Raw genomic sequence first — 7,988 nt, forward strand, 5'->3', positions numbered from 1 at the left:
TGAACCTCGTACCAGACGAGAGTCTTGCAGCCGTAGGTCTTGGTGAAGCCTTCGAAGGTCCCGAGCTTGTGCTGACGGATACGCGCCGCAAGCGGCGGTCACACCGGTGTAGAGCGTTCCGTTCCGGCGGCTCGCCAGGATGTAGACGGCGATGAAGGCGTCCTGCCCGACCATCGACGAAAGCTAGGCCGTGACGCTGCCTGCGTCATCCGCCGTGGCGCAGCTTCGAGGTCCTGTCTGCTGGGTCCCGGGTCTCCGCGCTCTGGTGAGCGCTACGCCCGGGATGACGGCGAAGGGTGGCGAATGACTGCGATCCACCCGTTGCTGAGCTCGAGCACATCCGCTTCCCGGCGAGCCGCCCATCCCGGCGCCCCTCGGACCAAGCCCGATCCCTACGCCCGCCGCCCCTTGGCCGAGGCGTTGTCCACGCCCAGGGCCCCCAGGGCCGCGCGGACGATGCCGTCGGCGTCCAGGCCGGCCTGGGCGTACATGACGTCGGGCTTGTCGTGGTCCTGGAAGATGTCGGGCAGGGTCAGGGTGCGGACCTTCAGGCCCCGGTCCAGGGCGCCGTGCTCGGCCAGGGCGTGCAGGACGAAGGCGCCGAAGCCGCCGACCGCGCCCTCTTCCACCGTGATCAGCGCCTCGTGCTCGCGAGCCAGCCGCAGCAAGAGGTCCATGTCCAGCGGCTTGGCGAAGCGGGCGTCAGCGACGGTGGCCGAGAGGCCCCGGGCGGCGAGCTGGTCGGCCGCCTTCAGCGCCTCGCCGAGGCGGGTCCCGAACGACAGGATGGCCACCGCCGTCCCCTCGCGCACGATCCGGCCCTTGCCGATCTCGAACGGCGCGGCCAGCAGCGGGATCTGAACCCCCGTGCCCTCGCCACGCGGATAGCGGAAGGCGGAGGGACGGTCGTCGATCACGGCGGCCGTGGCGACGGCATGGGCCAGCTCGGCCTCGTCCGAGGGGCCCATGATGACCATGCCGGGCAGCGCGCCCAGATAGCCGATGTCGAAGGAGCCTGCGTGGGTGGCCCCGTCCGCGCCGACGAGGCCGGCCCGGTCGATGGCGAACCGCACCGGCAGGCTCTGGATCGCCACGTCGTGGACCACCTGGTCGTAGCCGCGCTGCAGGAACGTCGAATAGATCGTGCAGAACGGCTTCATCCCGTCGGCGGCGAGGCCTGCGGCGAAGGTCACGGCGTGCTGCTCGGCGATGCCGACGTCGAAGGTGCGGTCCGGGAACTTGGCGCCGAACAGGTCCAGGCCGGTGCCCGACGGCATGGCGGCGGTGATCGCCACGATCTTGGGGTCGCGCTCGGCGTGCTTGATCAGCTCCTGGGCGAACACCTTGGTGTAGCCGGGCGGGCCGGCCTGGGCGGGCTTGGCCTGCTTGCCCGTGATCACGTCGAACTTGACCACGCCGTGGTACTTGTCGGCGGCGCTCTCGGCCGGGCCGTAGCCCTTGCCCTTCTGGGTCACCACGTGGACCAGGACCGGCTTGTCGTCGATCTTGCGGGCGTTCTGCAGCACGTGGACCAGGGCGTCCATGTCGTGCCCGTCGATGGGGCCCACGTAGTAGAAGCCCAGCTCCTCGAAGAAGGTGCCGCCGGTGACCATGCCCCGGGCAAATTCTTCCGCCTTGCGGGCCGCCTCGCGCATCGGCCGCGGGAAGGCCTTGGCCACCGACTTGCCCAGGTTGCGCAGGCTCTGGTAGCCGCCGCCCGAGACCAGCCGCGCGAAATAGGCGCTCATCCCGCCCACCGGCGGGGCGATGGACATGTCGTTGTCGTTGAGGATGACGGTGAGCTGCTTGGTGGCCCCCGCATTGTTCATGGCCTCATAGGCCATGCCCGCGCTCATCGAGCCGTCGCCGATCACAGCGACCACCTTATTGTCCCGGCCCTCGGCGTCGCGCGCGGCGGCGAACCCCAGCGCTGCGCTGATCGAGGTGGCGGCGTGGGCCGCGCCGAACGGGTCGTATTCGCTCTCGGAGCGCTTGGTGAACCCCGACAGGCCCCCGCCCTGGCGCAGGGTGCGGATGCGGTCGCGGCGGCCGGTCAGGATCTTGTGCGGATAGGCCTGGTGGCCCACGTCCCAGATCAGGATGTCGGCGGGCGTCTCGTAGACATGGTGCAGCGCCACGGTCAGCTCGACCACGCCCAGGCCGGCGCCCAGGTGCCCGCCCGTCTGCGACACGGCGTCGATGGTCTCGGCCCGCAGCTCGTCGGCCAGCTGCTTCAACTGCGGAATCGAGAGGTTCCGGGTGTCGGCGGGCGAGGCGACCGTATCGAGCAGAGGGGTTTCAGGGGGCAACGCGGCGGTCCTCAACTATTGGCGGCGCTCTAGCACGAAATCGACACTCGCCCGCAGGAATTCCGCCCGCGCGCCGAACGGATCCAGGTGGGATTTCGTCTGGGTTTTGAGGAGTCCGAGGCGTTCTTTCGCCGCATCCACGCCCAGCAGGGTGACGAAGGTGGTCTTGCCCGCGCCGGCGTCCTTGCCGGCCGCCTTGCCCATGGTCCCGGCGTCGCCCTCGGCGTCCAGCAGGTCGTCGACGATCTGGTAGGCCAGCCCCAGGTCGTGGGCGAACGCCATCAGGGCCGAGCGCTCGGCGTCCATGGCCCGGGCCAGCACAAGCGGCAGCTCGAAGGCGCAGGCGATCAGGGCGCCGGTCTTCAGCCGCTGCATCCGGGCCACGCCGCCTAAGTCCTCGCGCACGCCCAGCATGTCGATCATCTGGCCGCCCACCATGCCCCGCGCCCCTGCCGCCACCGCCAGCCGGGAGATCAACTCGGAGCGGATGTTCCCGTCGGGGTGGGTGTCGGGATGGGCCAGGATCTCGAACGCCGCCGCCTGCAGCGCATCGCCCGCCAGGACGGCGGTCATCTCGTCATAGGCCACGTGGACGGTCGGCTGCCCGCGCCGCATGTCGTCGTCGTCCATGCAGGGCAGGTCGTCGTGGACCAGGCTGTAGGCGTGGATGCATTCGAGCGCGCAGGCCGAGCGCAGCACCGACGTCTCGTCCAGGTCGAACATCCGCCCGGTCTCGAGCGCGAAGAAGGTGCGCAGGCGCTTGCCCTGCCCCAGGGCCGCATACCGCATCGCCTCGGTCAGCCGGCTCTCGGGCCCGTCCGCGCGGGGCAGCAGTTCGTCCAGCGCCACGGTCACGAGGTCCGCGGCCTCGGCCACACGCTGGGCGAGGTCCATCAGCTGAACTCGGCCGGTTCTGTGGCCGGCGCGCCGCCTGCCCCCATGACGATCTTCTCCACCCGCAGGCGGGCCGCCTCCAGCCGCGTCTCGCAGTGCGCCTTCAGCGCCGCGCCCCGCTCGTACATGCGGATCGAATCCTCGAGCGGCGCCTGGCCCGATTCGAGCTTGGCCACGATCTGCTCCAGCTCCGCCAAGGCGGTCTCGAAAGTCATGGCGGAGATGTCGGCGGGTTCGGACATGGAACGTGTTTAGAGGCCTCGAACGGCGGAATCCACGCCCAATTCGGTGCGCCTCAGCCGCGCTCGAAGCGCCGCATGGACCAGTATTTGTAGCCCTCGCTCTCGACCAGCCGCCAACCGAGCTTCTTCAGCGACCGGCCGATGAGGTGGTTGAAGAAGCCGTGGGCCAGCACCACCACGTTCTCGCCCCCGGCGGCCAGGCCGATCAGCAGGGCGGCCGCACGGTCGGCGCGAGCCTCGGCCTCGGCGCGGGTCTCCTGGCCCTCGTGGTGGTTGAAGAACCACCACCACACCCGGGCGATGAAGCCCCAGAGCTTGGGCGACAGCTTGAGCCACGACGGGAAATTCGGCGGCGGCAGGGGCGCCTCGATCAGGATCTCGTGGTGCGGGAACTCCCGCTCGCCCACCATGGTCCGGGCGCTTTGGATGGCGCGCAGGCGGGTCGAGGAGACCACCGCCCCGCACTCCGCCACGAACTTGCGCAGCCGGTCGGGCGGCGTCTGGCCGGGCAGGATGCCGCCGATCTCGTAGGTGGCCCAGAACGCGCGGTACTCGGCCGCCGACAGCAGCACCTTGCGCGACAGCGCCGGCTCCCCGTGGCGCGCGAGGATGATGGCGCCGTGGCGCACGGGCGCGGACTGGTCGCTCACGTCGCTGGCCATCGATCCTGGGAACGCACCCTACCCCTCGCCGAGGGCCCTCACATGCGCGAGCGCCGAACGGCCCAGAGCTTCGAGGTCGTACCCGCCCTCAAGCGAGGACACAACCCGACCCTTCGCGTGGCGGTTGGCCACCGAGACGATCGCCCGGGTCGCCCAGGCGAAGTCGGCCTCCTCCAGGGCCTGGCCGGCGCCGCCGATCGGGTCGCGCACGTGGGCGTCGAATCCGGCCGAGACCAGGATCAGGTCGGGCGCAAAGGCGTCCATCCGGTCCATCAGCGTCTCGAACGCCCTGCGCCACACCTCCACCGGCGCGCCCTCTGGCGACACGGCGTTGACGATGTTGGCCGGGACCGCCTCGTCGGGGTGTCCGGTGCCCGGCCACATGGGCCACTGGTGGATCGAGGCGAAGAAGGTGTCGGGCCGCCCGGCCAGCACCGCCTGGGTGCCGTTGCCGTGGTGGATGTCGAAGTCCACCACCGCCACGCGGGAGAGGCCCGCCTGCTGCGCCGCCAGGGCCGCCAGGGCCACGTTCGAGAAGATGCAGAAGCCCATGGGCAGGCCCGGCTCGGCGTGGTGCCCCGGCGGACGCACGGCGCAGAAGGCCCGCTCGGCCCGGCCCGCCGCCACGTCGCGCACCGCCTGCACCGCCGCCCCCGCCGCCCGCCGCGCGGCCGTCAGCGATCCTGCGGACATGTAGGTGTCGGGGTCCAGCACCCGCAGGCCGCTGGCCGGCGCCGCACGCTCGATGAGCTGCACATAGGCCTCGTCGTGCGCCAGCATCAGGTCGGCCGCCTCCACCAGCGGCGCATCGTTGGGCGTCAGGTCCAGGTCGGAGTCGCTCAGCGCGTCCGACACCGCCTGCAGCCGCTCGGGCGACTCCGGATGCCCCTCGCCCGGACGGTGGTCGAGCATGTCCTGATGGGTGTAGAGCGCGACGGTCATGCTTCGATCCTACCGCAACTTGCCCCTTCGCCCATGAGCCAACCGACCATCCGCCTTGCGACGCCCGCCGACGCCGAGACCCTGGCCGCCCTGGGCGCCCGGACGTTCTGCGAAACCTTCGCCCATCTCTACGACCCCGAGGACCTCAGCGCCTTCCTGGCCGAGGCCTACGACGTCCCGCGCACCCGCCGCGACCTCGCCGACCCGGCCAAGGCGTCCTGGCTGGTGGAGGCCGGCGGCCAGGCCATCGGCTACGCCTCGGTCGGCCCCTGCGGCCTGCCCCACCCGGAGGTCACGCCCACGTGCGGCGAGCTCAAGCGGATCTACTTCCTGAAGGACCACCAGGGCGGGGGCCTGGGCAAGGCGCTGTTCGCCACCGCCATCGACTGGCTCCAGGCGGACGGCCCCCGCGCCGTCTGGATCGGCGTCTGGTCCGAGAACTTCGGCGCCCAGCGGTTCTACGAGCGCCACGGCTTCGAGAAGGTCGGCGAATACGGCTTTGCGGTCGGCAAGACCGTCGACCGCGAATTCATCCTGCGCCGTCCCGCGGAGAGTTTTTCCAAGTCCTCGCCGCATTCGGCGGAAACCCGACACAATTTCGCCTGAATTCGCCCAGTTCCGCCGCGTTCATTGCTTCGATTTAACGTCATGCCGTCTTGGCGCGACCGCCGCCATTTGGGACCTTAGCCGCCGAAGGTTGAGCTTGTACGGGATCGGCGGTGGGGATGCTGAAGATCGGCTACGTGCGGCTGCGGGACGCGACCGCGCACGACGACACCATCCGGCTGAAGGCGGCCGGCTGCCAGGTGGTCCGCGCCGAGGAGCCGGGCGCCGGCGGCCAGGCGCTGGACTCCATCCTCGACTTCATCGGGACGGGCGACCAGCTCGTGGTCACCCGCCTCGACCGCCTGGCCCTCGGCGGCCGCGGCCTCTTGGACGCGCTCGACCGGCTGGAGGCGCGCGGCGCCGGCCTCTTGGTGCTGGAGCCCGAGCTCACCAGCCAGGGGCCCAGCGGCCGGGCGCTGCGGGCGGTGCTGGAGGCGGTGGCGGGGCTGGAGCCCTCGGGCGGCCGCCGCCGGCGACCCTCCGCCGCGGCGCATGAGATCTTCGCCCTCCAGCGCGCCGGTGTCGGCCCGGTGGAGATCGCCCGCCGCCTCGGCGTCTCGCGCATGACCGTCTGGCGCAAGCTGAAAGCCGTCGAAACCGCCGAGGCCTAGCCCCGGGCCTCCGCCGCCCCGCACGCCGCGTCGAACCCCCGGGCCAGCTCGGCCAGCGTCACCGCCCCCAGCCGCGCCACCAGCAGCGCCTCGGCCTCGCGCAGCGCGTCCTCCAGCGCCGCATTGACCGCCCGCTCCACGGCGCAGTCCGGGTTCTCATGCTCGTTCCCGATGGCGAAGATCCGTGGGCCGCCCACCGCCCGGTGGATGTCCAGCAGCGACACCCGCTCCAGGTCCGCCGCGATCATCCAGCCGCCGCCATGGCCCTTCTCCGAGCGCACGTAGCCGGCGTCCCGCAGGCCCGCCATCGTCCGGCGCACCACCACGGGGTTGGTCCCCAGCATCTGCGCGATCGCCTCCGACGTCATCGGCTCGTCCCGCCGCGCCAGGTGCAGCAGCACGTGGAGCATCCGCGAAAGGCGACTGTCGCTGCGCATGGCCCGATCCTTCCCGACGCCACCCCCCATTGGCAAGCACGCCCCATCACGCTACTTCTCATGTTACGTGATAGAGGAGCCCCGCCGATGCGCCAGTTCGAAGACCCGAACCACTGGGACGCCGCCGCCCTGCATTACGAAAGGACCGCCCACCCCTTCACCGCCCGCTACGCCGAGGCGGCCCTCGCGCGCCTCCCCCTGACGCCCGACAGCCGCGTCCTCGACGTGGCGGCCGGCACCGGCGCCCTGGCGCTGGCGGCGGCGCGCACGGGCGCGAAGGTGCTGGCCACCGACTTCTCCCCCGGCATGGTCGCCCGCATCGCCGCGGCGGGCCGGCCCAACGTCGAGGCCCAGGTGATGGACGGCCAGGCCCTGGCCCTGCCCGACGCCGGCTTCGACGCCGTCTTCTCGATCTTCGGCGTGATCATGTTCCCCGACTGGCGCAAGGGCCTCTCCGAGATGGCCCGGGTCACCCGCCCCGGCGGCCACGGCGTGGTCTCCACCTGGCAGGACCGCGGCGCGGCCACCTTCCTCCTCCTCGGCCAGATCCGCCGCCGCCTCTTCCCCGAGCGCCCCGGCATGTCGATGCCGCAGGCCGTCCAGGCCCTCAGCGCCCCCGCCGACTTCGCCCGCGAACTGATCGCCGCCGGCTACCGCGACCCAAAGATCGAGCCCGTCACCCACGACTACCCGCTCGACGTCGCCCTCCTCGACGACGACCCCGGCGCCCTCTTCGGCACGTCCCCCGACTGGACCAGCCTCAGCCCCGAAGACCAGGCCGCCGTCGTCGCCGAGACCCGCCGCCTGGCCGCCGGCCGCCCCATCCTCCCGGTCCCCTCCACGGCCCTGATCGCCGTAGCGCAGCGGTAAGGGCGCTCCCAGCCCTTCCCCCTCGCCCCGTCATCCCGGGCGAAGCGCTCGCCAGAGCGCGCAGACCCGGGACCCAGCCGCCACGACCCCGAAGCCGCAGTTGATCGCCACCCCGGATGATCCGCCGCCCTTCACCTCCTCTCCCCCCGAGCGAAGCGAAAAGCGGGGAGAGGGTCGGGAGAGGGGCGGCGCCGGCCCGACCGCCCCCGCTCCATCGTCAGCCAGGACCCCCGGAAAGTTGCTCGCCGCCGCGCCGGGAGAGGAGATGCGCCGGTCCCACCGCCAGACCGCTAGCGTCCGGCCCCGGCGCCCCCGCAGCAAGACATCCCCGCCGGGGATAGCTCCCGCCCTGAAATCCATGGTTGATGCGAGCCTTGGGGTCCGGCGATGTCAAGGACGACGCCCCGCGGGCGTC

The 7,988-nt window shown here is 71.7% G+C and carries 9 protein-coding genes; 3 read left to right on the plus strand and 6 right to left on the minus strand.

The annotated features are described in order from the left end of the window. Nucleotides 1-392 precede the first annotated feature (392 nt). Genes dxs through A2790_RS12875 form a run of 5 tightly spaced genes read right to left on the minus strand, consistent with a single transcriptional unit; the run spans nucleotide 393 to nucleotide 5,049 of the window. A complete protein-coding gene (dxs, locus tag A2790_RS12855; protein WP_293392173.1) occupies nucleotides 393-2,309 on the minus strand; it encodes a 1-deoxy-D-xylulose-5-phosphate synthase in 1,917 nt (638 codons plus the stop codon). Nucleotides 2,310-2,324: 15 nt separating this feature from the next. Continuing rightward, nucleotides 2,325-3,206 (minus strand): polyprenyl synthetase family protein, encoded by an 882-nt coding sequence (locus A2790_RS12860; protein WP_293392196.1) that lies wholly within the window; start codon nucleotides 3,204-3,206, stop codon nucleotides 2,325-2,327. Further along, entirely contained in the window at nucleotides 3,203-3,445 is a 243-nt protein-coding gene (locus A2790_RS12865) for an exodeoxyribonuclease VII small subunit (protein WP_293392176.1), read from the minus strand. Before A2790_RS12865 ends, A2790_RS12860 begins: the two co-directional genes overlap by 4 nt. A 53-nt stretch (nucleotides 3,446-3,498) precedes the next feature. Further along, entirely contained in the window at nucleotides 3,499-4,107 is a 609-nt protein-coding gene (locus A2790_RS12870) for a histidine phosphatase family protein (RefSeq protein ID WP_293392178.1), read from the minus strand. A gap of 18 nt (nucleotides 4,108-4,125) precedes the next feature. After that, nucleotides 4,126-5,049 (minus strand): histone deacetylase family protein, encoded by a 924-nt coding sequence (locus A2790_RS12875; RefSeq protein WP_293392181.1) that lies wholly within the window; start codon nucleotides 5,047-5,049, stop codon nucleotides 4,126-4,128. A gap of 33 nt (nucleotides 5,050-5,082) precedes the next feature. Here A2790_RS12875 and A2790_RS12880 point away from each other — a divergent pair, with 33 nt between their 5' ends. Both A2790_RS12880 and A2790_RS12885 read left to right on the plus strand, forming a co-directional pair. Continuing rightward, nucleotides 5,083-5,655 carry a GNAT family N-acetyltransferase gene (locus A2790_RS12880; RefSeq protein ID WP_293392184.1) on the plus strand — a complete coding sequence of 191 codons (573 nt, stop codon included), beginning with the start codon at nucleotides 5,083-5,085 and terminating at the stop codon, nucleotides 5,653-5,655. Nucleotides 5,656-5,774: 119 nt separating this feature from the next. Further along, the gene (locus A2790_RS12885; RefSeq protein ID WP_293392187.1) at nucleotides 5,775-6,266 is read left to right on the plus strand and encodes a recombinase family protein; all 492 of its coding nucleotides are present in this window, start codon (nucleotides 5,775-5,777) and stop codon (nucleotides 6,264-6,266) included. Here A2790_RS12885 and A2790_RS12890 read toward each other — a convergent pair. Next, nucleotides 6,263-6,703 (minus strand): Rrf2 family transcriptional regulator, encoded by a 441-nt coding sequence (locus A2790_RS12890; protein ID WP_293392190.1) that lies wholly within the window; start codon nucleotides 6,701-6,703, stop codon nucleotides 6,263-6,265. The genes A2790_RS12885 and A2790_RS12890 overlap by 4 nt on opposite strands. An 87-nt stretch (nucleotides 6,704-6,790) precedes the next feature. On the opposite strand from A2790_RS12890, the gene A2790_RS12895 reads away from it, so the two are divergent. Beyond that, entirely contained in the window at nucleotides 6,791-7,573 is a 783-nt protein-coding gene (locus A2790_RS12895) for a class I SAM-dependent methyltransferase (protein WP_293392193.1), read from the plus strand. Nucleotides 7,574-7,988 lie beyond the last annotated feature (415 nt).

Origin of the sequence: Phenylobacterium sp. RIFCSPHIGHO2_01_FULL_69_31 (assembly GCF_001824475.1) — a bacterium.
In the GTDB taxonomy this organism is placed as follows: Bacteria; Pseudomonadota; Alphaproteobacteria; order Caulobacterales; family Caulobacteraceae; genus Phenylobacterium.